18 protein-coding genes and 2 pseudogenes are annotated in these 22,025 nt (G+C 67.8%); 6 read left to right on the plus strand and 14 right to left on the minus strand.

Going from position 1 to position 22,025, the window contains the following annotated elements:
• Positions 1-189 precede the first annotated feature (189 nt).
• A complete protein-coding gene (locus ABZY11_RS20605) occupies positions 190-1,494 on the minus strand; it encodes an MFS transporter (protein WP_356480507.1) in 1,305 nt (434 codons plus the stop codon).
• Positions 1,495-1,639: 145 nt separating this feature from the next.
• On the opposite strand from ABZY11_RS20605, the gene ABZY11_RS20610 reads away from it, so the two are divergent.
• Positions 1,640-2,659: a LacI family DNA-binding transcriptional regulator gene (locus ABZY11_RS20610; protein WP_356480508.1), complete on the plus strand. Its 1,020-nt coding sequence runs from the start codon at positions 1,640-1,642 to the stop codon at positions 2,657-2,659.
• Positions 2,660-3,132: 473 nt separating this feature from the next.
• Here ABZY11_RS20610 and ABZY11_RS20615 read toward each other — a convergent pair whose 3' ends face one another.
• Positions 3,133-3,276: a hypothetical protein gene (locus tag ABZY11_RS20615; protein ID WP_356480509.1), complete on the minus strand. Its 144-nt coding sequence runs from the start codon at positions 3,274-3,276 to the stop codon at positions 3,133-3,135.
• Between the two features lie 93 nt (positions 3,277-3,369).
• Here ABZY11_RS20615 and ABZY11_RS20620 point away from each other — a divergent pair, with 93 nt between their 5' ends.
• From ABZY11_RS20620 to ABZY11_RS20630, 3 genes are all read left to right on the plus strand, one after another.
• Positions 3,370-3,891 (plus strand): MarR family transcriptional regulator, encoded by a 522-nt coding sequence (locus ABZY11_RS20620; protein WP_356480510.1) that lies wholly within the window; start codon positions 3,370-3,372, stop codon positions 3,889-3,891.
• 91 nt (positions 3,892-3,982) lie between these two features.
• Positions 3,983-4,447 (plus strand): hypothetical protein, encoded by a 465-nt coding sequence (locus ABZY11_RS20625; protein WP_356480511.1) that lies wholly within the window; start codon positions 3,983-3,985, stop codon positions 4,445-4,447.
• A gap of 55 nt (positions 4,448-4,502) precedes the next feature.
• The gene (locus ABZY11_RS20630; RefSeq protein WP_356480512.1) at positions 4,503-5,369 is read left to right on the plus strand and encodes an NmrA family NAD(P)-binding protein; all 867 of its coding nucleotides are present in this window, start codon (positions 4,503-4,505) and stop codon (positions 5,367-5,369) included.
• A gap of 1,036 nt (positions 5,370-6,405) precedes the next feature.
• On the opposite strand, the pseudogene ABZY11_RS20635 reads toward ABZY11_RS20630, so the two are convergent.
• Positions 6,406-6,665: pseudogene (locus ABZY11_RS20635) on the minus strand (IS110 family transposase); the annotation flags it as partial.
• A gap of 495 nt (positions 6,666-7,160) precedes the next feature.
• Here ABZY11_RS20635 and ABZY11_RS20640 point away from each other — a divergent pair.
• Positions 7,161-8,132 (plus strand): lipase, encoded by a 972-nt coding sequence (locus ABZY11_RS20640; protein WP_356480534.1) that lies wholly within the window; start codon positions 7,161-7,163, stop codon positions 8,130-8,132.
• A gap of 121 nt (positions 8,133-8,253) precedes the next feature.
• Here the strand turns inward: ABZY11_RS20640 and ABZY11_RS20645 are convergent, their stop codons facing one another.
• The 5 genes from ABZY11_RS20645 to ABZY11_RS20665 all read right to left on the minus strand — a co-directional run bounded on the left by ABZY11_RS20645 (position 8,254) and on the right by ABZY11_RS20665 (position 13,514).
• Positions 8,254-9,426, minus strand: a complete 1,173-nt coding sequence (locus ABZY11_RS20645; protein WP_356480513.1) for a serine hydrolase domain-containing protein — start codon at positions 9,424-9,426, stop codon at positions 8,254-8,256.
• Positions 9,423-10,403: a glycosyl hydrolase family 32 gene (locus tag ABZY11_RS20650; protein ID WP_356480514.1), complete on the minus strand. Its 981-nt coding sequence runs from the start codon at positions 10,401-10,403 to the stop codon at positions 9,423-9,425. Before ABZY11_RS20650 ends, ABZY11_RS20645 begins: the two co-directional genes overlap by 4 nt.
• A 65-nt stretch (positions 10,404-10,468) precedes the next feature.
• Positions 10,469-11,293: a carbohydrate ABC transporter permease gene (locus ABZY11_RS20655; RefSeq protein ID WP_356480515.1), complete on the minus strand. Its 825-nt coding sequence runs from the start codon at positions 11,291-11,293 to the stop codon at positions 10,469-10,471.
• The gene (locus ABZY11_RS20660) at positions 11,293-12,291 is read right to left on the minus strand and encodes a sugar ABC transporter permease (protein ID WP_356480516.1); all 999 of its coding nucleotides are present in this window, start codon (positions 12,289-12,291) and stop codon (positions 11,293-11,295) included. The genes ABZY11_RS20655 and ABZY11_RS20660 overlap by 1 nt, the downstream gene beginning before the upstream one ends.
• Entirely contained in the window at positions 12,291-13,514 is a 1,224-nt protein-coding gene (locus ABZY11_RS20665; RefSeq protein ID WP_356480517.1) for an extracellular solute-binding protein, read from the minus strand. The genes ABZY11_RS20660 and ABZY11_RS20665 overlap by 1 nt, the downstream gene beginning before the upstream one ends.
• A 398-nt stretch (positions 13,515-13,912) precedes the next feature.
• Here ABZY11_RS20665 and ABZY11_RS20670 point away from each other — a divergent pair, with 398 nt between their 5' ends.
• Entirely contained in the window at positions 13,913-14,956 is a 1,044-nt protein-coding gene (locus ABZY11_RS20670) for a LacI family DNA-binding transcriptional regulator (RefSeq protein ID WP_356480518.1), read from the plus strand.
• Between the two features lie 525 nt (positions 14,957-15,481).
• Here the strand turns inward: ABZY11_RS20670 and ABZY11_RS20675 are convergent.
• The 6 genes and pseudogenes from ABZY11_RS20675 to ABZY11_RS20700 form a co-directional block, all read right to left on the minus strand.
• Positions 15,482-15,820, minus strand: a pseudogene (locus ABZY11_RS20675) (cupin domain-containing protein); the annotation flags it as partial.
• Between the two features lie 24 nt (positions 15,821-15,844).
• Entirely contained in the window at positions 15,845-17,383 is a 1,539-nt protein-coding gene (locus ABZY11_RS20680) for a HAMP domain-containing sensor histidine kinase (protein WP_356480519.1), read from the minus strand.
• Complete coding sequence (locus ABZY11_RS20685; RefSeq protein ID WP_356480520.1) at positions 17,383-18,102, minus strand: response regulator transcription factor; 720 nt, start codon at positions 18,100-18,102, stop codon at positions 17,383-17,385. Before ABZY11_RS20685 ends, ABZY11_RS20680 begins: the two co-directional genes overlap by 1 nt.
• A gap of 163 nt (positions 18,103-18,265) precedes the next feature.
• Entirely contained in the window at positions 18,266-19,921 is a 1,656-nt protein-coding gene (locus ABZY11_RS20690) for a CotH kinase family protein (RefSeq protein WP_356480521.1), read from the minus strand.
• On the minus strand, positions 19,921-20,598 hold the full coding sequence (locus ABZY11_RS20695) for a DUF4956 domain-containing protein (RefSeq protein ID WP_356480522.1): 678 nt from the start codon (positions 20,596-20,598) through the stop codon (positions 19,921-19,923). Before ABZY11_RS20695 ends, ABZY11_RS20690 begins: the two co-directional genes overlap by 1 nt.
• Complete coding sequence (locus tag ABZY11_RS20700; protein WP_356480523.1) at positions 20,595-21,440, minus strand: polyphosphate polymerase domain-containing protein; 846 nt, start codon at positions 21,438-21,440, stop codon at positions 20,595-20,597. The genes ABZY11_RS20695 and ABZY11_RS20700 overlap by 4 nt, the downstream gene beginning before the upstream one ends.
• Positions 21,441-22,025 lie beyond the last annotated feature (585 nt).

Consider the following 22,025-nt stretch of genomic DNA (forward strand, 5'->3'; position numbering starts at 1 on the left):
GCTGCGGCAGCCGCGTCACCCAGCGGCTCGGTGCCGCCTGAGCAGGGCCCGCCCCCCGCCGTGCGGCCCGTGCTGCCCTGCACGTGGCTGGGCGGGCCAGCAGGCCGGGTGCCCACAGGCGGCTGTAGCGGACCAGACGTGCGGCCCGGACCACGGCCCGGTGCCGCCGGCCCGTCTTCACGTTCCCGCTCATGTGATCACCTCAGTGGAAATGTCCACCGCACGCACATCGGGCGAGGGCGGTCGATGGTCGAGTTCACGCGCTTTGGACAGGCGCGGGATCCACAGCAGACCGATGAGGGAGGCACCGACGGCCAGGGCGAGGACGAGAGAGAACAGCAGGGTCGGGTGGTGCCGGACGAGGGCGGGGGTGGCGAAGGCGAACCCGGCGGCAACCACACGGTTGAACGCGAAGGTCGTTCCCTGGACCGTGGCGCGCAGCAGGGTCGGTACCAGTTCCTGCGACCAGACCTTGTACATCGTCTCTCCTGCCAGGCCCGTGCTGGCGGTCAGCAGGACGCCGGCCGCTGCGAGTGTCGCGGCGGTGGGGCCGAGGAAGACGGGCAGGGCCCATGCGGTGATCAGGAGCGCCGAGCCCACCGCGAACCACCGGCCGCGCGCAGGGGTGTCCACCACCCGCAGCAGGATCAGGCCCGTGCCGGCGCCGAGCGGGATGGCGAGCAGGGAGACGAGCGACCACGTGGCCGCGGAGTGGTCTGTCAGGTGGGTGAAGATGTAGGACCCGAACTGCCCCAGTGTGTTGGCGCCTACGCCCCACGCCGCGTAGTACAGGCCGGTCGCGGCCACTGCTGCGATCACGGGCTTTCGGAACGCGGGGCCCAGGCGCCCCCGTCCCGCGCTGTCCGCGGCTGTCTTGTCCGCCGTCGCCGCGGTCTGCCGAGCCCGGGCCCACTCCGCCGACTCACCCAGCGTCATGCGCAGCACCAGCACGACGAGAGCCACGACCAACAGGTGTGCGAAGAGAATGCGTGCGCCAAGTGCCCCCAGATCGGCAGTGATCGCGCCGAGCAGGGAGGCGATCACAATCCCGGTACCCCACAGCAGCTCCGAGAGCGCGACCATTTTCCCCTTCATCCCCTCCGGCGCTTCTTCGCCGATCATCGCCAACGAAGCCGGCAGGTCGGCGCCGATCGCCGCGCCGATGACCGTCGCCCCGATCCACACCATGGCCGGACCGGTCGCGGCGAGCAGAACAGTGGCACCGGCCGCGAAGAGCATCAGCGAGAGCGTGAAGACCTTCCGCCGCCCGTAGCGGTCGCCGCTCCGGCCACCCAGGACCGCTCCGGCGGCGACCATGAGCGTCTGCACCCCCAGGATGCCTCCGACCGTCCCGCCGCCGAGATGCATGGATTCCTCGAACAGCGTGCCGATGGCCAGGCCGGAGGAGATGAGCGCCCCGGCGTCCAGGTAGGAGGCCATACCGGCGAGCAGTGCGACCTTCCACGGGCCGTTGGCGCGTTTTCGCTCGGACATCGGCTCCCCAGTGCTGCTTGACTGCGCCTTCCTCCGCCTGCCGACGACCAGTACTGACAGGCGCCACTTACGCGGGTAAGTGAAGCGTGCCAGCACTGTAGACTGCGAAGATCAGGGAAGACAACCCACACGAACGGAGCCGTGCGTGACGTCACACCAAGGCCGCGGGGCAGTGCGCCGCGCCACCAGCGTCGACGTGGCGCGCGAAGCGGGCGTGTCTCGGGCCACGGTGAGTTACGTCCTCAATGACACCCCGCACCAGAAGATCCCCGAGGCCACCCGGGAACGCGTACGGGAGGCCGCCGCCCGGCTGCGCTACTCGCCCTCGGCCGCGGCCCGGGCCCTCAGTCGCGGCCACAGCGACATCGTCCTGGCCCTCCAGCCCGCCGAACTGCCCCCGCACGAACAGTTCGACGCACTCATCGAGCACTTCGCCGACGCACTGGCGGACACCGGGCTGACCCTGCTGACCTATCCGTGGGCTCGCGGCCGACGCTCACTGGACCACCTGTGGCGCTCCGTCACCCCGGCAGCAGTCATCGCCTTCCAGCTCGATGACGACGAGAGAACAGCGATGCGCGAAGCGGGCATCACCGTGATCATGGAACTCTTCGGCGTCGACGACCCCTTGACCCGGTGGGTCCAGAGCATTCAGGACGACATCGCCCGCACCCAGGTCGACGCGCTCGTCGCCGCAGGACACTGCCGTCTCGGCTACGCCGTCCCGGCCGCCCCCAGGCTCCAGCATGAGGCCGAGCTGCGCCTGCACCACACCCGCCGCGCCTGCGCCGCGCACGGACTGCCCGACCCAGTTGTCCACACCATCCCCCACGCGCCCGAGGCGGCCGCCGAGGCCATCGCCGACTGGCTCCGACAGGACCCGGCTGTGACAGCGGTGTGCGCCTACAACGACATCACCGCTCTCGCGCTCCTCGCCGGCCTTCGTCTGAGCGGGCTCGCCGCCCCGGACGACCTCGCTGTCATCGGCGTCTACGACATCGCAACCGCCGCACTCACCGACCCTCCGCTCAGTACGATCGCCATCGACTCGCAGGCGATGGCCCAGTACGCCGCCACCACCCTGCTGCACTGCCTTCGAGGCTCGCAGGAACCCGAACAACCCGGGCCCGGTGTCACCCGCCTCGTCACACGCCGCTCGGCTTGAAAACGTGTCCAGCTCAACCCGTGAGGGGGTTGGACGAGTCATACAGGCACCGCTCTCTGCAAGGAGTGTCGAGAAAAATCGCTGCGGCCCGTGTGTGATCACCCCGGATCGAGAACGAGGTCGCCGCCTCGCGGCCGCCGGCGACGCGGTCACCTGCACCCTCACCGACAAGGCACACGGCAGCTCACCGTCACCGCACCCGACACCTACCCCTCACCCGACGCACACCTGGCCTGGCCCCGACACCACGAAGTCCCCGGGCGACGGCAGCCACAGCAAGGGCGGACACGAGGGCAGCCACGGAGGTGGATACGGCGGCCGGGGACGGGGAACTCAGTCACACCAGCGCGGACGGCAACGGCCGGCTCGCGCTGACCGCACTGGGCTGTGTGCTCGTAGGCTCCGCCAGAACGTAACCGCCACGCTGCAGTGCACCCTCCCCCGCCGGCCCTCCGGGACCTGGACGAGGCATGTCACATGGGCCGCACCGCTCCGTCGGCAGTGGCGAGCACCTGCGCAACGCGTTCCCACTCCGCGACTTCGCCGGAGCCGCGTTCGTCGTCGGCCAGGTCCTCGCAGTCGCAGTCGATGTGCTGCCGCAGCCGGGCGTAGGTCATTCCGCCGTGGTGGCAGCCCGGGTGAGTGGGTGCTGTCGTCGCGGCGCGGCCACATGGCTTGACCGCGAGTTAGTTAGGGGCCATATTAATTTCATGAGCGACGAAGATGTGAACCCCGGCGCTGCGCCCACGCTTGATCAGGCACGGCGTCAGATCGCACGGTACGGGCTTGATGCCGACCCCCGGGCCGTGCTTGTGGCGGTGCGCCTGATGGCCGCCGGGGCACGACTGGACCGTGCGTCCGAAGTGCACTTTTCTCGTTTTGGACTGTCGACCGGGCGCTACCGCCTCCTGGTGGACCTCGAGGATGGCAACGGAGAGAAGTCGCCGTCGCGGCTCGCGAAGAGCCTTGATGTCTCGCGCGCCACGGTGACTGGCCTGGTGGACGGGCTTGAGCGTGAGGGCCTCGTGGTCCGCCGCGCGTCCACGGAGGATGGGCGGGGTGCGGTGGTCGTGCTTACGGCGCGCGGCGCCCAGCGATTGCGTGATATGGCCGCGGACCACTTCGCGCGCCTTCAGGCGCTGGTCGGCGGACTGACCGCTGACGAGTGCGTGCTGTTCCTGGACCTGCTCGAACGCATTACGCAAGGGATCGGTGCGCTGACCGCCGAGTAGCGTCCCGCATCACACGAGGAGCGGCCGCCTTGCCTATGCAGCAGCCCCTATCTACCCGAATAGTTAGGCCCCTAATGAATGAGGAGTGCGCGTGAGCCGTACTTGCAACGAGACCGCCAAGCGCGGAAGCCCTGTACGCCCGTTCACGCTCTGGAAGGAAGTCGCAGTCGCCTACCTGGCCCCCGCGCTCACAGCCGGGCTCGGCGGAGTCCTCAGCGGGCAGCCCGAACTGACGATGGCCGCCTTCACCTCCATCGGGGCCACATCGGCCGTCATGGCCTTCGTCGTCGGCGGGTGGCTGCACCACCGGGGCCGGCCGCGCCGATGGACGACGTCGGTGCCGCGTCCGGTGATCACGGTCGGACTCGGCACTGCCGCTGCCGCAATCGCGGGCGTGGCCGGGTGGTTCGCGTCCGGCTGGTTGCCGTCGCACACGCCGGTGCCTGATGACGGGTGGCTGGAGCGGCTGCGCATCGACCTGCCGTTGTCGGCCGCCCTGGCAACCACGATCGTCACCTGGCGATGGCACGGCATGGCGCCCCGACAGCAGAAGTGACCCGACCGATCCCCAGCCATCCCCCTGCACCCATCAACACGACGAAGGGCACATTGTGATCACCATCATGGGCGCGACCGGCGCCACCGGCGGCACGCTGCTCCGGCGCCTGATCGAACTGGACATCCCCTGCCGTGCCGTCAGCCGTACTCCGGACAAACTGTGCGCCGCCATGGGGGCGGAAACGCCGGTCGAGGTCGTCGGTGCGGACGCCGCGGATCCCCGCACGCTCCGCGCCGCGTTCGACGGCTCCACACAGCTGTTCCTCGCCATGGCCAACAGCCCGCGTCAAGTCGCGCTGGAGATCAACGCGATAGATGCCGCGGCCGCATGCGGGGTACGGCACGTCGTCAAGCTCTCTGCTCCAGCGGCCGAGCCGGACTCACCGGTCGCCGTCTCGCGCGGGCACTGGCAGGTTGAGGCACACCTTGCGGCAACCGGCATGGTGGCCACGCTGCTTCGGCCGTATGCGTTCATGCAGAAGCTGCTCCTGAACGCTCCGGCGGTCGCCCAGGGCGTGCTCATCGGGGCGATGCGCGACGTGCCCTGTAACTACATCGACGTCCGGGACGTGGCCGACGTCGCCGCGGAGACCCTCCTCCGGCCCGATATCGGTGGGGCCACGTACACACTGACCGGCCCCCAGGCATTCAGCCATCCGGAACTCGCTCATCTTCTCGCTGAGCTGATGGGTCGGCCCGTGCGTCACATCGACCTGCCGGCGGACGATTTCCACGGCCATCTCGTCCGGACCGCGCACATGCCGGACTGGCTCGCGAGCCATGTCGTGGAGATCCAGCAACTGGCCATCGCGCGTCCGGAGCGCCCGAACGACACCGTGGAGACCATCCTGGCCCGCCCAGCCCGGACACTCGACGCCTTCGTTCACGAGCATCTCGCCATGTTCGCGCCAGTCGCCTGACCGGCATTTACCGACGGCTGCGCGGGACAGCCCTGCAGTGTCCGACGCCTGTCGCGCGAATGCACCTGCCACAGGGCATCGGTCTCCCACGTGGGCACTGCCCGGAGGAACACCCGTCGTCCTACGGCGACGCGCTCGGCGGCGGCGACATCCCGCTCGTCCAACTCGCCGTAGAAGCAGAGCACGCCGACTATGAGCGCTGCTACGACAATGTCCCACCTGACCTGCGGCGACTACAACAGCGGCGTCCCGGAGACCGGCAGCGTCAAGAAACCCGCGGGTCATCAACTACGACCACGATCTCCGCGTTCCCGCCCCCGGCGCTCGCGAGGTGGACAACTACAGCGGCGATGACGACGCGGACTTCGGCAGCGGGAACATCGTGGAGTCGTTCGTCGCCGAGGTCATTGGCCCGGAAGGCGAAAGCAACGATGTCCCGGAGTTCCTGGAGCGGCTGCGGGCCGGACTGCCGGTCCTGCGCCCCCGGGGCAGGTGGTCCGGGGGCCAGGACGTGCGAGTGGGCCCGGCCGGGTGGTTGGCAAGCGCCGCGGCTCGGCCAAGCCACTTCTCCGGAGTTGGTTCACCTGACGTGACCTACAGCGTCGGGCACCAGGAGGACGACATCGGGGGTCGGGTGGGTAGCCGCTTGCCTGTACTGGCCCGGAACCTGCCGCCGTCCGCTGACCCCGTATCCACGGCGCCGACGGCTGTGGGGTCCCCACCGGGGGTGACCTGGTGTTCCACGTGCACTGGATGCGCAGCCCGGTGCGCTGGGTGTGTATTCGGCACATGAACAGATACAAGGTTCCGACGTCACCCCCATCGCGTCGGTGAGCTCGCTCGGCCGGATCCGCAGCTCCCTCGTCAGTGTGCACTCCGTGCAGACCGGCGTTTCATCCCCGCCGTTCGCCCGGTACGGGTATCCGCCGATCGCCAACCCCCGCATTGCGCAGGTGCGGCGCTCGGGCACGCTCTTGCGTCAGACCGAGCGCGGCCCGGTCGACGACGTGCCATCGGCGGCGTCCGCGCGAGGTGGGGCGGCGATGGGGAGGCTACCGCCGTCGCCGGCAGTGACCGGCAAGGGGGCTGCGGTCCTCACCGCGACTCCCGGAGCCGAGTTCAGGACGAGGGAAAGAGGGCGAGCCTCCAGCAGCTGCCCGAACTGTGTTTCCAGTGATCGTCGCGGTTCGCGGATGTTCGCAAGCGAGGGATCACGATCCGAGGGAGCCAGTTCCCGGGCCGTCAACGGTCTGCTCGTCAAGGGGCGTCGAAGGGGTCGTCGATCAGCCGCTGGGCCCTGGCCGGCAGCGGACGACCGACACCCGCTTCATTGCTCCCTGCGCGTGCCCGGCCTCCACAATACGACGATGGTGAGTGACAAATGTCAGCGAAACCGATGAGGAATCGGAGTGGTTCGCCGACAGAGCGGTCCTTAGCCTTCCGGTAGGGCAATCAAGTGCCTGCGCACCGCTCGTGAAGGAGATCGCCGTGCAGCGTCCAGCCTTGTCTTCACCGAGCAGCACCTTGAGGTTCGGTGGAACCACCGGAATCAGCAGGAGGCGGATGGTGGCCGCGGGTACCGCGTTCGTGGCGGGACTTGCTGTGACCGCCACCTTTGACGCTCCCGCCGTCGCATCGTCGCCCAGCCGGGTGCCAGGCGATGTCGAGCCGCCCGTGCGGCTCGTCCTGCCGCGACCGAGCGGTCCTCATGCGCTCGGCACCGTGGCGCTGCGTCTCAGCGATCGCAGCCGCCGGGATCCCTGGGTCGCTGCACGGCCGGTACGGGAGCTGATGGTTCAGCTCTGGTACCCCGCACGCACAGCAGCCGGTCTGCCCAGGGCGCCGTGGATGACGGAGCAGGCCGCCGCGGTCTTCCAGCAGACGGGGTATCTCCTCCCCGAGTACGTCACGCTTCCGGACACGCACGCCCGTATCGGCGCAGCGGCTGACAGGCGTGGGGGCCGGCGGCCTGTGATCCTCTACTCCCATGGACACGGGCAGCACCGCAGTTCCAGCACGGCGCTGGTAGAGGATCTTGTCAGCCACGGCTACGTCGTGGTCGCCATCGACCACACGTATGACGCCGGGCAGGTCGAGTTCCCCGGCGGCCAGGTCGAGAAGTACGCGATGCCACCTCTCACAGGGGACGACGACGACCCGACGATCCTCAAGGCTGTCAACGTACGGGTGGCCGACACCCGTTTCGTGCTGGAGGAGTTGTCGCGACTCGTACGGGGCCGCCGGGACCCGCTCCCGCACGGAGTCGGCGACATCCTCGACCTTTCCAGGACCGGCATGTTCGGCCACTCCCTGGGTGGTGCGACCGCGGCCTCGGCGATGGCGGCGGGGGTGCCGATCACGGCAGGCGCGAACCTCGACGGCAGTCTCTTCGGTCCTGTGGTGGCCAAGGGGCTGCGCAAGCCGTTCCTCCTGATGAGCGAGGATGCGGACAACAAGCCGAGCTGGCCGGAGATCTGGCCCCGACTGCGAGGATGGCGTCGCCATCTCCGGCTGACCGGTACCCGGCACTTCTCATACACGGACTACGAGACGTTCATGCCGCAGGCCGCCGCACGGCTTGGAGCGACCGACGAGCAACTGGCCGAGTTCATAGGGCCGCTCGACGGGAGGCGCGGGGTCGACGTCCAGCGGCACTTCCTGCTCGCCTACTTCGACCTTCACCTGCGCGGCCGTCGTGCCCCGATCCTCGAAGGGCCGTCACCCCGGTACCCGGAGGTGCAGTTCATCGGCGGTGTTGGGTGATCCGAAAGTAAATCCCCACCACACCACCACTCATAGCGGCTATATCCAGGCCGCCGGCCCGGTACCTGAAAGACACGTTGGGCCAGACCCGACCCCACACGCCACCCTCCACCGCTCAGCGTTACTTGCGGAGGATGCGGCGGAGTTCGTCCACGATCGCAGTGGCGCGGTGGTCGGGGCCCGCTTCCATGAGGTTGGTCAGGAACGCGAATCCGACCTGGTGTGTCGTGTCGGCAAAGGCGACCTGCCCGCCGGCGCCGTCGTGTCCGAAGGAGGCGGCCCCGACGAATTCGCGGGCGAGGGAGGGAAGCTGGAATCCCATGCCCCACCGCGCGAAGGGGGGTTGTCCGCCGAATATCGGGGTGCCTTCGGTCTGCGGTCGCGTGGCGTCGGCGACCGTGCCGGCGTCCAGCAGCCGCACTCCGTCGGTCTCCACCACGGTGGATGACCAGATCGAGGCCAGCGCCCGGGCCGATGCGATGCCGCCCGCTCCCGGCAGCTCCGCCGCTTGGATACGGGGGTCGTTGAAGCCGCCGGTGGCGTCGACGAGTTCCGGCGGGAACGCGTTTCCGAGGGTCATGGCCCGCTCGGTCCAGTCGATCTCGCCGGCAACGCGCGCCGCTGCCTGTTGAGCAACGAGCGCGGTGAGGCTCGTTCCGGCCCGTAGATGGGCGACCTGGTGCCGCGCCCCGCGGGGGAGGCCGATCCACGCGTCGGCCTGCAGCGGTGCGGCGATGAGCTCGTCGAAGTACTGGCCGACCGTTTTGCCGGTGATCCGGCGGATGACCTCACCGGCGAGCCAGCCGTGGGTGAGGGCGTGATACGCGTGCCCCTGGCCGGTGGTCCACAGTGGTTGCTGGGCTGCCAGGCGACCCGTGACGACGTCCCAGTCGATGACGTCCTCGACGTTCAGGAGATCGCGTGGCGCCGAGAGCCCGGACCGGTGGGCAAGAAGATCGGCGACCGTGATCTTTTCTTTCCCTTCGGCGGCGAACTCGGGCCAGTAGGTCGCGACGGGAGTCCGGTAGTCGAGGAGTCCGTCCTGCACGAGACGCGCCGCGAGGATGGAGACAAGGCCCTTGGTGCAGGAGAAGATGACGCTGGTGGTGTCCTTCGTCCAGGGCGAGCGGTCGCGCGGGTCGGCAATCCCGCCCCACAGGTCAACGACTGTCTCGCCGGCCACCCGGACACAAAGTGCCGCGCCCATGGCGTCATGGCCGGTGAAAGCGGTGGAGAAGGCTTCCGCGAGGGACGCGAAGCCTGGGGCGGTGCTGCCCTCGATGCGGGTGCTCATTCCGGGGTGCCTTTGCTCTGGAGGGCCAAGGGGACGATGCCGTGCCGCTCCGGTGACCAGCTCACGTGGATGGGGTCGGATATCGAGCCGGTGAATCCGCCGTCGATAGTGGAGTTGTCGAAGGCGAGCATCACGGTTCTACCGGTCCGGTCTTCGATGAGGCGCCCGCTGTAGAGGGATTCCTCGACGACCAACGTGGCGTCCTCCACCGGGTACGGGCCCAGGACCGCAGCGGCTGGAACGCTCCAGACACCTCCGGCCTGGCCGGCTTTGCGCCGTGCGGCGGACAGCCGTGGAGTGTCGCAGGACAACAGCAGTACGGACTCGCCCTCGACGGTCGCGATCTGGGGGACCTCCAAGTGGGCGAAGCCGGCGCCCACTCGGCTGAGCGGTGGCCGGACGGTCCATGCCTGAAGATCCGGTGATGTCGCGTGCCCGATCACGCCCCGGTCGTCGTCAGCACCGTGGTTGGCCCGGGCCGTGATGAGCATGTGCCAGCCGTCACCGGCCGGGTCCGGGAAGACCCAGGGATCGCGCCATGCCTCCTCCGGCCAGCTGGAGTCCCCCAGCCTCTCGTACCAGCGCCCGTCCGCCTCGATGAGCGGCCCGGGCTGTTTCGTCCAGGTGTGCAAGTCCGGGGAGGTGGCCACGCCGATGGTTTCGACGTTGCCCCCGGCGTCGAGGAAGCGGGCTCCGGTGTAGAACATCCGCCAGACGCCGTCGGGTCCGCGGAGCACGCTGCCCGTCCACGTGGCGGTCTCGTCGAAAGTGCCGGGTTGTCCGGGGCCGAAGACCGGTCCGTGGTCTTGCCAGTCGACCAGGTCGACGGAGGTGGCGTGCCCGATCCGGGCGTTGCGGTGGCGCAACTCCGGGTCGCCCAGGTTCTTGGGTGCGTGGAGGTAGAACAGGTGGAAGGTGTCGCCGTCATCGGCGAACCAGAAGTCCCACACCCAGGCGTGGTCGAGACGAAATGTCATGCAATGTCCTTGCGGCTGTCGTCGTGAGTAGGCCGGACCGATGAGGGTGACGGAGGAGGGGCGCTTCAGCCTTTGACCGCGCCTTGGAGAAGCGCCTTGATGAACTGGCGCTGGAAGATGACGTAGATCACGATCGTCGGCAGCATGATGATCAGCGCGCCCGCGAACAGCAGGGGGAGCTGGTTGAGGTACTGCCCCTGGAACGCTCCCAGGGCCCCGGCCATGGTGCGTTTGTCGGGATCGTCGACCAGAACCAGGGGGAGGAGGAACTGGTTCCAGGTCCACAGGAACAGCAGGATGGCCAGGGCGGAGAGGGCGGGCATGGCCAGTGGAATCTGGATGCGGCGGATCTCCTGGAAGGTGCTCGCCCCGTCGATGCGGGCCGCTTCGGAGAGTTCGGTGGGGACGCCGACGAAGTGCGCACGCATCCAGACGACACTGAAGGGCATGTAGAGCCCGATCAGCGGAAGGATGATCGCCCACTGGGTGTTGAGCAGTCCCATGGCGCTGATCTCGTAGTAGATCGGGATGATGATCGCTTCGAAGGGAATGGTCAGTCCCAGCAGGAGCAGGACGAACACGAAACTCCCGCCGGGAATGCGCAGGTTGCCCAGGGCGTAGCCGGCCAGCGTCGACAGGAGCAGGCTGAGCGGTACGACGCCGAGGATGATCAGGGTGCTGGAACCGAGGAGTTCCCAGACGTGCGCGGTCTGGAAGGCGACGACGAAGTTGCCCCACTGGGGATCGCTGGGCCAGGAGAACCCGTCAGGGATGCGATCCGCGGGCTGCAGGGCTCCGGAGAGCATCCCGGCGAGCGGCAGCAGAGTGAGGATCAGGACGAGGACGAGGACGACGCGTCCGATGATCGCTTCCGTCTTGTTGACGACCATCAGTCGCGTTCCCTTCCCAGCAGTTGAATGGGCAGCACTGCCAGGAGGACGAGTGCGAGGAGGATGATGCCGAAGGCGGAGGCCAGGCCGACTTCGCTCTGGGTGAAGGCGAGCCGGAAGATCGAGATGCCGGGGACGAGCGTGCTGGTTCCCGGACCGCCCTTGGTGGTGGTGTAGATGATGTCGAAGCTGCTCAGCGCGGCGATGACAGTGATGGTGACCAGCACCACGATCTCCTGCCGCAGCCCGGGAAGGGTGACGGTCACGAATTCTCGCCACCAGCCCGCCCCGTCGAGCCGTGCCGCCTCGTAGAGGGAGGCGTCGATCTTTCCGATGCCGGTGAGCAGCAGGATGGTGCACAGGCCGGTCAGCACCCAGGAGCCGATGAGGCCGACGGCGGGCAGAGCGGTCCCGAAGCCCGCCAGCCAGGACCGCGAGAGGAGGCCCAGGCCGACGGAGTCGAGAATGGTGTTGATCGTGCCGGTCTGCGCGTACATCCACGACCAGGCAATACCGGCGGCCACCAGCGGGATGATCTGCGGAAGGAACAGCACCGTGCGGGCGACCGTGGCGAAGGGACCTGGCCGCATCGTACGGATCAGGGTCGCCAGGGCCAGGCCGCTGGCGACCGGGATCACCGTGAAGAAGACGATGAGGACCAGTGCGTTGACGATCGAGATCAACAGCTCCGGATCGGTGAAGACCCGGACGTAGTTGTCGACGCCGACCCAGGTCGACGCGCCGATGCCGTTCCAGCGGTAGAACGAGTACTGCACGGCCGTGATCAACGGGTAGACCACGAAGGCGCAGAAGAACGCCAGTGCCGGCAGGACAAAGAGCCAGCCGATGACGAGCCGGGGACGGGCCGCCCTTCGTGCGGAGGGCCGGCCGGCCCGATCGGAAGGCCTTCCGACGCCCGCAGCCTGAGCGCCCGCGTCGGGTTGCCGCAGTGCCGCGGTCGGCTTCGGGTCCTCGTGCATACGGACATCGTTGACCATCAGCCCGTCAGCTCCTTGGCGTAGTACTCCTGGATCGCCGCCACGAAAGCCTTGGGTTCCATGCGCCGGGTCAGCAGCTTCTGCTCGTCCGGCTGGAAAGCGCCCGCGTAGATGCCCGCCGTGGTGTTGGCCATGAAGTCGACGAACCCGTCATCGGATCCGACCTTCGCCGACGCCGCGAGGGCCTGCGCGATCAGCGAACCGTCCTTCACCTTGGGCAGCTCCTGCGAGGGATCTCCACCCGGGGAGGCGCCCGTGACGTCAACCACGATCTGACGGGCCTTGGGGTCGGTGTGGATCCAGTCCAGGAAGAACGCCGCCGCGTCGGCATGCTTCGCTTTGGCCGGGATGGCGAAGGAGTTCGCGGCGCCCATCGCCACGTGCGCACCACCGGCGGTAGCCGGAGGCGCCAGGACGAACCGGGCCGCGCCTTCCCCCATCGCCTTGTCGGTCTTCGCGGCGTCCCAGTTTCCGTCGAACATCAACAGACCCTTGCCCGCCTGGAAGTTGGACACCATCGTCGTGTAGTTGATCGCGTTCACGTCGGAGGGGAAGTACCCCGCGTCGGCCCACTTCTTGAAGGTCGTGGCGCCCTTGAGGCTGGCCTCGGTATCGAAGGTGGCACCGGGCTTGTTGAACATCCAGTTCACCAGGTCCGCCTTGTCCCCGTACTGGTTGATCAGCGACTGGAGCGCGAACGTGCCCACGCCGTCCTGCATTCCGATCTGCACGGGAAGGATCTTGGCCGCCTTGGCCTTGGCCATCCACCGCTCCAGCTCCGCGATGGTCGATGGCGCACCGGAGAGCCCCAGCTGCTTGGCGTACTTCTGGTTCACGTAGATGCCCGTGACGCTGTAGCCCAGGCCCATCTGGTACAGGGAGCCCTCGCCCCTGACTCCCTTGGCGCTCATCCGGGACGCGGCCAGCTGGCCGGCGGAGAATTTGTCCCACCCGTAGCCCTTGAAATACGGGTCGAGGTTGGTCAGGAGCCCGTCCTTGACGGTGTCCCCCATGGTGGGAAGCCGGATGAGGTCGGGCGCGTCGGCGCTGGCCAGGAGGCGTGGCGAGTTGGCGGTGAGGTTGGCAAAGCTGTCCCGGACGACCTTGAAGGTGACGTTCGGGTGCTGCTTTGTGAATTCGTCGGCCAGGTTGTCGGTGACGGGGAAGCCCGCTTCGTCCTGGATCTTGATCGTGATCTTGTCGGACGGGAGCTTCAGGCTCACCTTGCCCGATGCGGTCGGGCTCGCTTCCTGGGATCCCGGCGCACACCCGGCAAGGACAAGCCCGCTCACGGCGACCGCGGCCGTGACGGCCGGCCTCCAGCTCATGAGTGATGCGGCTCTGCGTCCCTCACCGGGGCGGTTCGACTTGTGTGCCATGTACAAGACTCCGTTGTCTGAGCGTGCTCCGTGGAAGATGCCCCTGCGCACCACAAGCGGGTGCCGCCACTGTCGGGGGGTCAACACCCCCGACAAACGGGCTAAACTGTCTGCTAAAAGCATTTAGCGCTGCTCATATTGGGATGCCGGATGCCCCCTGTCAAGGAGTCAGGGGTCAGGACGTTGTGATTGTCTTGGGACCGGCACGCACGCCGTCCCGTCGCGCCGCACGAGAGGAAGTCATGCCGCCCAAGCGCGTCACGCTCGCCGATGTCGCCCGCCGTGCCGGGTTGTCCCCGACCGCCGCGTCGATGATCCTCAACGGCAGGCCCGACTCACGGCTCTCCGCCGACGCGCACGCCCGGGTCCACGAGGCGGCCGCCGAACTCGGATACCGGCCGAACGTCGCGGCGCGCAGCCTGCGAACCGACAAGAGCCTCACCATCGGGTTCATCTCCGACGTTGTCGCCACCACCCGCTTCGCGAGCGGCCTGATCCGAGGAGCACTGGACGCCGCGCAGCAGGCGGGGCATGTCATGCTCGTGCTGGAGACCGGTGGCGACCCAGCACGTGAGTCGGAGGCGATTGGCGCTGTACTTGACCGTCAGGTGGACGGAATCATCTTCGCCGTCATGCGCGCCCGGGAACTGTTCGTGCCCGAGATCCCATCGACCACGCGCGTCGTCATGCTCAACGCCACGAACAAGAAGCACCCCGTTTCCGTGCTTCCCGACGAACTCGCCGGAGGTGCCTCAGCAGTCAGACTTCTCGCTGCCGCCGGCCACCGTGAAGGAATTGCCCTCATCGGGCACAACGCGGAAGCCGAGAAGGGACTCTTCCGGTCCACCACCGTCGAGCAGCGGATTTCCGGCATCCGCGCGGAGATGGCCAGACAAGGTCTGCAGTTCGCCACCGAGGAGTCGTGCTGGGACTGGGAGCCGCACCACGGCTACGACGTCACCCACGCCCTCCTCGAACGCCGGAGCGACATCCGAGCCCTGCTGTGCATGAACGACCGCCTCGCGTTCGGCGCGTACCAGGCCCTGGCCGATCACGGTCTGACCGTCCCGAAAGACATCTCCGTGGTCTCGTTCGACAACGACGAACTCGCCTCCTACCTCCGGCCCGGCCTCACGACCGTCGGACTGCCGCACGAGGCCATGGGCCGTGCCTCCGTCGAAATCATCCTCTCCCCCGGCGCACCGTCCGGCAGCCGCCTGATTCCCATGCCGGTGATCGAGCGGACATCGGTCCGGACCCATCCGCTCGATCATGCGACTGCCTGAGAGCCAGCTCGTTCGAGCGCCGGCTGCAAGTCTCTCCCGGTGGCTCCTTGGTCATCGACTGCTACGGATCAGGTGCGGCGGAGCAGTGAACCCGGTCGCTGCCGAAGTGCGGGGCGGTGGCGGCCGGTCAGCCGCCCCGCAGGCGGGTGCTGGTACAGCGCACGGTCTGGGAGGCGCTGCGCCACCGGCCTGCAGCCGTGCGGTGATGGGCGAGTTTCTGCCTTGATCTATCGCCGTGGCCGGTCTGTGGTGCATGGTGTGAGAGCGGCACCGAACCCCCAGGTGAGGGCCTCTTGCGGGCCTGCGCCGTTCTCCCCCGGGAGGCGCGGGCTCGCCCGCGCCTCCCGGCTTCGGGGGGTTCGCGACGGTCCGTTCGCGGACCGAAGGGTGCGCCGGCAGCCACGCCGCAGCTACCGTGATCGTCGCCCTGCACCATGACACCGTGGGCCTCTGCGAAGAACCCGCGGGGCAGGGTGCCGTCGTCGCCCTCGGCGAACGACGTCTCGCTCCGAGACGATCGGGCGATCAGTGACGCTGACGGGCCCGCCGCCAGGCGGCGCTCTCCACGAAGAAGTTGTCGAAGCGCTCTTGCGAGTCCAGGAGTTCCTGTGGATCGGCCGTGCCCTTGCGGACACGGTCCAGCAGCCGGAAGTAGTCGAAGCGCTCGACGCCGGGGGTGATGACGATCAGTACGTCGGCGCCCGCATCGGGTTCGGCGGCGAAGGCGTGCGGCAGTCCGGGTGGCACGAGGAGGAAGTCTCCCTCGTCCGCAGTGATCACGCTGTCCCCGGCCAGCGCCTGGAGCCGGCCGCCGAGCACGAAGAAGAGCTCGGCGGATCCGGTGTGGTGGTGAGGTGAAGCTCCATCGGTGCCCGCAGTGAGGGAGCCTCATCGGGTGTGCCCCTTCGGCGCCGTTGTCTCTGGAACAAGCAGCCGGAAGGTGCAACCTTCACCCGTTCCGGTGTCGAGTTCGAGTCGCCCGCCGTGTGCTTCGGCGATGGTGGAGGCGATCGCCAGTCCGAGACCGGAGCCCGGCTGGGCCTCCACGGCACCGGTGTGGCATGCGCGGTAGAAGCGTTCGAAGACCTGGTGCGCGTCGTCCGCGGCGAGTCCGGGCCCGTCGTCAGCGACTTCGATGACACTCGCCGGGATGCCGGGCGTCATTGGCCCGGCGGCGCTGGTGCGCCCGGCGCGATCGGTCCCACCGGCCCGGGGGCCGGTACGCACGGTGCCCACCCGTACTTCGATGCGGGTATCGGACGGCGTGTGGGTACAGGCGTTGGCAAGGAGATTTCCGATGACCTGGGCAAGCTGGTGCGGGTCACCGAGTGCCTCGACGACATCCAGTTCACCCGGGGTGGTGTCCTCGTCGGCGAGGGGGACCAGTCTGATGTCTCGGTCCGGATGGCGTAGCGCGGTCGCGGTGACGCCGTCGGCGGCCAGGGAGAGCAGGTCGACGAGTTCCCTCCGTATCGCTGGGGTGTCGCCGATCTGCGCGAGCATGAGGAGGTCGTCGACGAGGCGACTCATGCGGTCGGCGTTCCGCGCGATCAGCTCGTGGGCTTCGTTCCTCTGGAGCGGCGCCATGGCCGGTTGCTGCAGGAGCAGCTCGGAAAAGCCCTGGATGGAGGTGAGAGGGGTACGCAGTTCGTGTCCGGCATCGGCCATGAAGCGGCGCAGTCGTCTTTCGAAGGCGTCTTTGCGGTGCAGGGCGGCGCGGAGCTGGTCGAGCATGGTGTTGAAGGCGATCCCGAGGCGTCCGACCTCGGTGTCCGGGCTGGTCTCCGTGACGCTCAGTGCGAGTTCGCCGTGGGTGATGCGCCGGGCCGTGTCCTCGACCCGGTTCAGGGGCCGCAGGCCGAGTCGTACGGCGACGCTGCCGAGGACCATGACAGCGGCGGCGACGACCGTCCCGATGGCCAGGCTGAACCACAGAAGCTTGGATGTCGCGCCCTCCACGGTGTCCAGAGGCAGGGCCACGACGGCCCGCATGCCGTCTGACCCGGAGTCGGCCACGACCCGCCAACTACCATCGCCGGTCTCGGCGGGCACGGTGGTGGGACGACCGTTCCACAGTTTCAGTGCGGCTGCGGTATGCGGAAGGCGTGGTTCACCGTCACTGCGGCCGAGTGATTCGGACAGGAGGCGGCCGTTCGCGCCGTAGAAGAAGACGCGGTAGTCCGAGGGCAGGACGTCGTCCGTACGCGCCCGATGGTCAAGTCCGTTGCCGTCGGCGACATCGCGGTAGACGGGTGAGGGCGGGCGGAAGTCGGTGAGTCGCTCATCGATCTGGTCGGTGAGCCAGGAGCGCATGACGGTCAGGCCGGCGGCCTGGCAGACCAGGACTGCCGAGGTGGCCAGCACGGTGGCGATGAGCACGAGCCGGGTGCGCAGTGAGCGGGGTCGAAGCCGCCTCGAGATCCTCATCACCGCAGGTCCCCGCGGGGCATCCGCAGGCTGTATCCGACCCCGCGTGTGGTGTGGATGAGGGCCGGTTCGGTTCGGTCGATCTTGCGACGCAGGTTCTTCACGTAGGTGTCGACGATGCGTGTGTCACCGGCGAAGCCGTAGTTCCACACCTGCTGAAGGATCTCCCGCTTCTGCAGCACCCGCTCGGGGTGGGACATCAGGCACACCAGCAGCCGGAACTCCGTCGGGGACAACTGCACGGGCTGCCCGGCGCGCCGTACCTCGTGCGCTTCCTGGTCGAGAGTGAGGTCGGCATAGCGCAGTGCGGGCTGTCTGGCGGGGCTGGTCGGTGGGGCGCTGCTGCGGCGGAGGATGGCGCGGACGCGCAGCAGGACTTCCTGAACGTGGAAGGGTTTGGTGACGTAGTCGTCCCCGCCCGAGCTCAGTCCGATGATGCGGTCCTCGACCTCGGTACGGGCGGTGAGGAAAAGCACCGGCGTGTAGAAGCCCTGGGCGCGCAGCTCGCGGGTCACCGCGAAGCCGTCGGTATCGGGAAGCATCACGTCCAGCACGATCAGGTCCGGGCGGCAGCGGCCCGCCTCGAACATGGCGGCGTTCCCGGTGTCGGCCGAGGCGACGGAGTATCCGGCCGCGTGCAGGGCCGAGGTGAGCAGGGTGCGGATGTCCGGATCGTCCTCGACGACGAGGACGGTGTACCGGGCGGAAGGGGTGGCCATCACAGGCTCGGATCACCTCGGGTAGAACGGGAACGAAGGGCGCCGACCGGGGCGGCGCGCGATGATGCTGGCGGGTGCAACTACGGAGGAAGACCGCATAAAGGTCTGGTGAGGAGCGTCGGCGCCCCGGACCCGGACGGGGCCGGCTCCGGGGCGCCGGTGGTCAGCCGGTCACTTCCTTGTTCTTGGCGAGCGCTTGCGTGCGCTCGGTGATCGTCTTGCGCAGCGTTTTTACGGTGGAGTCGAGCGCCTTGGATCCGGCGCCGGCCTCCCGGGCCTGCCCGGCGATGTTCTCCAGCTCCTTGAGCGCGGCACCGGAGCCGAAGAACTTCTCGTACAGCTCCTTGTACGCCTCCTTGTACACGCTGTCGAAGGCGTCGAGCTCAAGGAACCGGTCTTTCAGAGCGTGGCCCATAAGACCGTCCTTGCCGACCGGGCTCTCCCCCTTCTTGTCCTGGCCCTCGCCGCCCGGCATGCCCTGGGGGAACCCTTCGGGCATGTTCTCCGGCATCCCTTCGGGCATCCGGCCATCCTGGCCGCGCTGAACGCCTCCGCCGGGCAGACCGCCCATGCTCGCCCTGTCGTCCGGGCCGGCCTTCGCGTCTCCGTTGAAGGTGAGGTTGTAGTCCCAGCCGAGTACGGAGAACTTCTTGGTGTCCAGGTCGTACCAGAGCAGGTAGTTCTTGCCCGGTCCGGCCATGTCGTCGAAGTTCATCAACAGGTTCTGCGCGGCGACGTACTTGGAGAGGGACTCGACGTCCACGTACTTGTCGAGGTCTTCGGCGAACTCCTTGTCCGACGCCTTGTCCGCCCACTTGATGAGCTTCATCACCGGTTCGAGGTCCTGGCTGCCCACCTTGTTCAGCTGCCGGAAGGACGTTTCATAATCAGACGGGTCGTCACCGCGGTAGGCGAAACTGCCGCCGGCACGCGCCTTGTAGAGCACTCCGTTGCCGTCGATGGCCTGTGCGTACTCGGTGTCGGGGTTCTCGACCATCAGACGGGTCGCGACCGGGCGGTTGTTCACTTTCACCTTCGAAAGGCTGTACTGCTCGGCGGGCTCACCGCTCTCGTCCATCAGCGACAGCGACAGCGCCTCGTTCACCGGCACCTGGGCGTTGCTGCCGGGGCGCAGCGAGATCTCCCGTTCACCCTGGTAGGCGCGGCCTTCGACGTACTCGTCGATCGTGATGAGCCAGGGCAATTCCTCCGGTTTGTCGGCGGACAGGTTGTACTGCGTGATCCCGCCCATCGCGCCCATGCCGCCGCCGTCGGCTTTGTTTTCGCCAGGACCGCGGCCATTTGCCTGGCCGCGGTCCTGGCCCCCGACGCCGCCGCCTTGCGGAGGCTGCTGCGGGGCGCCCTGCTCGGCACCGCCTGGTGCCCGGCCGCCACCGGGCATGCCCTGGCCGTTGCCGCGCAGGGACATCAGAGTGGAATTCCCCTTCAGGCGGATCCCGACGTCCTTGAGGTAGACCCCGTCGATGGTGAGGTCGGCCTTGATGGAATCCTTGGTGCCCTCGTCACGGAACTCCTTCATCATCTTGTCGAAGTCGGTCTGGTCGTACTCCAGCGCGATGGAGTGCGTCACCGACGTGTCGTACAGATCCACCGCGCCCTTGACGTCCTGGGTGATCACGTCGGCTTCCACACGGGAGGCGGAGGTGACGTACGGCGAGATACGGGCGTCGCCGAACGCGTACACCATCACCGCGAGCCCCGCGCACAGCGCCCCGGCAGGCTTCCAGTGGTGCCGCAGCCGCACGGGGACACGGTCCCGCAGACGCCGCCGCTTGCGGGCCGTCGGGTCGCCGGACATCACAGATCCGTCGTGTCGTAACCGGTCAGGACGGTGACCCGCTGGCCGGAGGTGCGTTCCTGCAGGGCGGTGACCAGGTCTCCCGGTTCGGTGCCCTTCTTTATGCGCACCGTGTAGAACACCTCATTCAGTGCCCCGCCACGGATCGTCTCAGTGCTCACCAGCTCGAACTCGCTGGTGTACTTGATCAGGACGTCACGGATCCCCGGTGTGTAGTCCTCGCCGGCCGGGACCTGGACCTTGACGACCTGGCGCTGGACGTTGAGGGCGAACCAGTTGAACTTGTGCATCATGAGGATGACAACGCAGATCACGATGGCGCCCACCGCGGCCAGCGTGTAGAAGCGGGCACCGCACGCCATGCCGATCGCCATGGCCAGGAAGATGAAGCCGACGTCCCGTGTTTCCTTGACCGCGTTGCGGAACCGGACCACGGACAACGCGCCGACCAGGGAGAACGCTCGAGCCAGGTTGGATCCGACCACGAGCATGATCAGTGCGACGATCATGCCGACGATGATCAGTGTCTGGACGTAGGACTGGCTGTAGGACACGTTGCGGTGCGTGTACCGGTAGGTGTAACCGATCACCGTGCTCAGGATGAACGACAGCGCCATGGCCACGACGACATCCGTGACGCTGAACGTTCCGCTGAGTTCCTGCAGATCGAAGTTCACTGTGCTCCTGCTTTCACGGGCGCATTGTGCGCCGCGAGCTGCCCGGGCGGCAGCTGGGTGGTGGGGGTGGTGGTGGGCGGCGGGTAGTCCGCCTCGTTGACGTGGAAGGCGGACCTGGGGGCCATGCCGAATGCCTCGATGGACTGCACGTACTTGGAGATCCGCACGAGGCTGAGATTCCGGCGGGCGGCGAGATCGGTGATCCAGTACGGGGTGCGCTCGTTGACCTTGATCTCCATCACCGACATGTGCGGCGGGATGGTGAACCGGTTCTCCGGGGTGGGGATGCCAAAGTGGAAGTCCCGGTCACGGCCGCGGATCCGCCGGTCGAACGTCACCCGCAGGCCGGTGTCCGCGTCCCGGCCGACCAGCGCCTCACGCTGGTAGCCGGTGATCGCGGTCGGCTGCAGATTCAGCCGTACGACCAGTTCGAGCACCTCCTGGATGAAGGGGCTCTCCTTCGGCGAGTGCTCCACCATCTGCCGCTCGTCGCACAGCCTCCGGGCCGTGCCGTAGGGAAGGGTGATGCGCCGCTTCTGTGTGACCCGGTTGACGCGCTGCTTGATCTCCACGCACACCGGTGACTCGTCGGTGACGCCGTCGAAGTTGCCGTAGTGGCGGATGCGCAGTTTGCGCCGGAACTTCAGGCCCTCGATCTTCTCCCAGTAGAAACGCAGCTGCGGAGTGTCGTAGTACAGGCTCCACACTCCGTAGCCGCCCACGGGGCTGTTGAGGTCCTGGTCCATCCGCTCGGCGAGCTCGTCCCGGATCTCGGCGGCCTGCTCGACCGGGACGAGATACTTCAGCTCGAACCGGTTGAACGCGTGCAGCCTGCTGGCCACATGTAGCGGTTGCTCGCCCTCCTGAGCCGAATCCCCTTGGACCGGTTGGACCGGGGCCTTCCGCGATGCGGCCACCTCGGGTCGCGACACCATGCGCCTCCTTCGTCGTACGAGCCGGACCGGCCGGCATCGATACGCAACCAACGGCGCATGAGTAACGCATGAGAATGCCGGGTTAATTGAAGGAGGATGTGAAGTGACCACGAAATGAACACTGACGACACCGACGTCTTGTCGACCGGTCCTCAGGGGAGCATCATCGCGGCCCTGCGCGACCACGCGAACCCACGCTCGCGGTCTCCCTCGCCCAAGCGGCGCGCGAAGGGCTGCTTCCGTCTACGCCGGCACTGCTGATGTCCGTGGCCGCTGTCGCGACCGGAGCGCCTGCTGTCGTCCACGCAGGACCGGTTCTGGGGCGCGGTATTCCTCAAGCCGGTCATCGACGGCAGTCACGGGCTCCATCTCCAGATGGATGTCATCGATGCCTGAGGCATTTATGGCCGAGAGTACCCACCGACAAGACGCTGGGACATGTAGCCGAGACGGAAGGCTATTCTGCGGCTCATTCGATCTTTTTAGGGTTGA

The sequence above is a fragment of the Streptomyces sp. NPDC006510 genome (assembly GCF_040611955.1).
Lineage (GTDB): Bacteria > Actinomycetota > Actinomycetes > Streptomycetales > Streptomycetaceae > Streptomyces.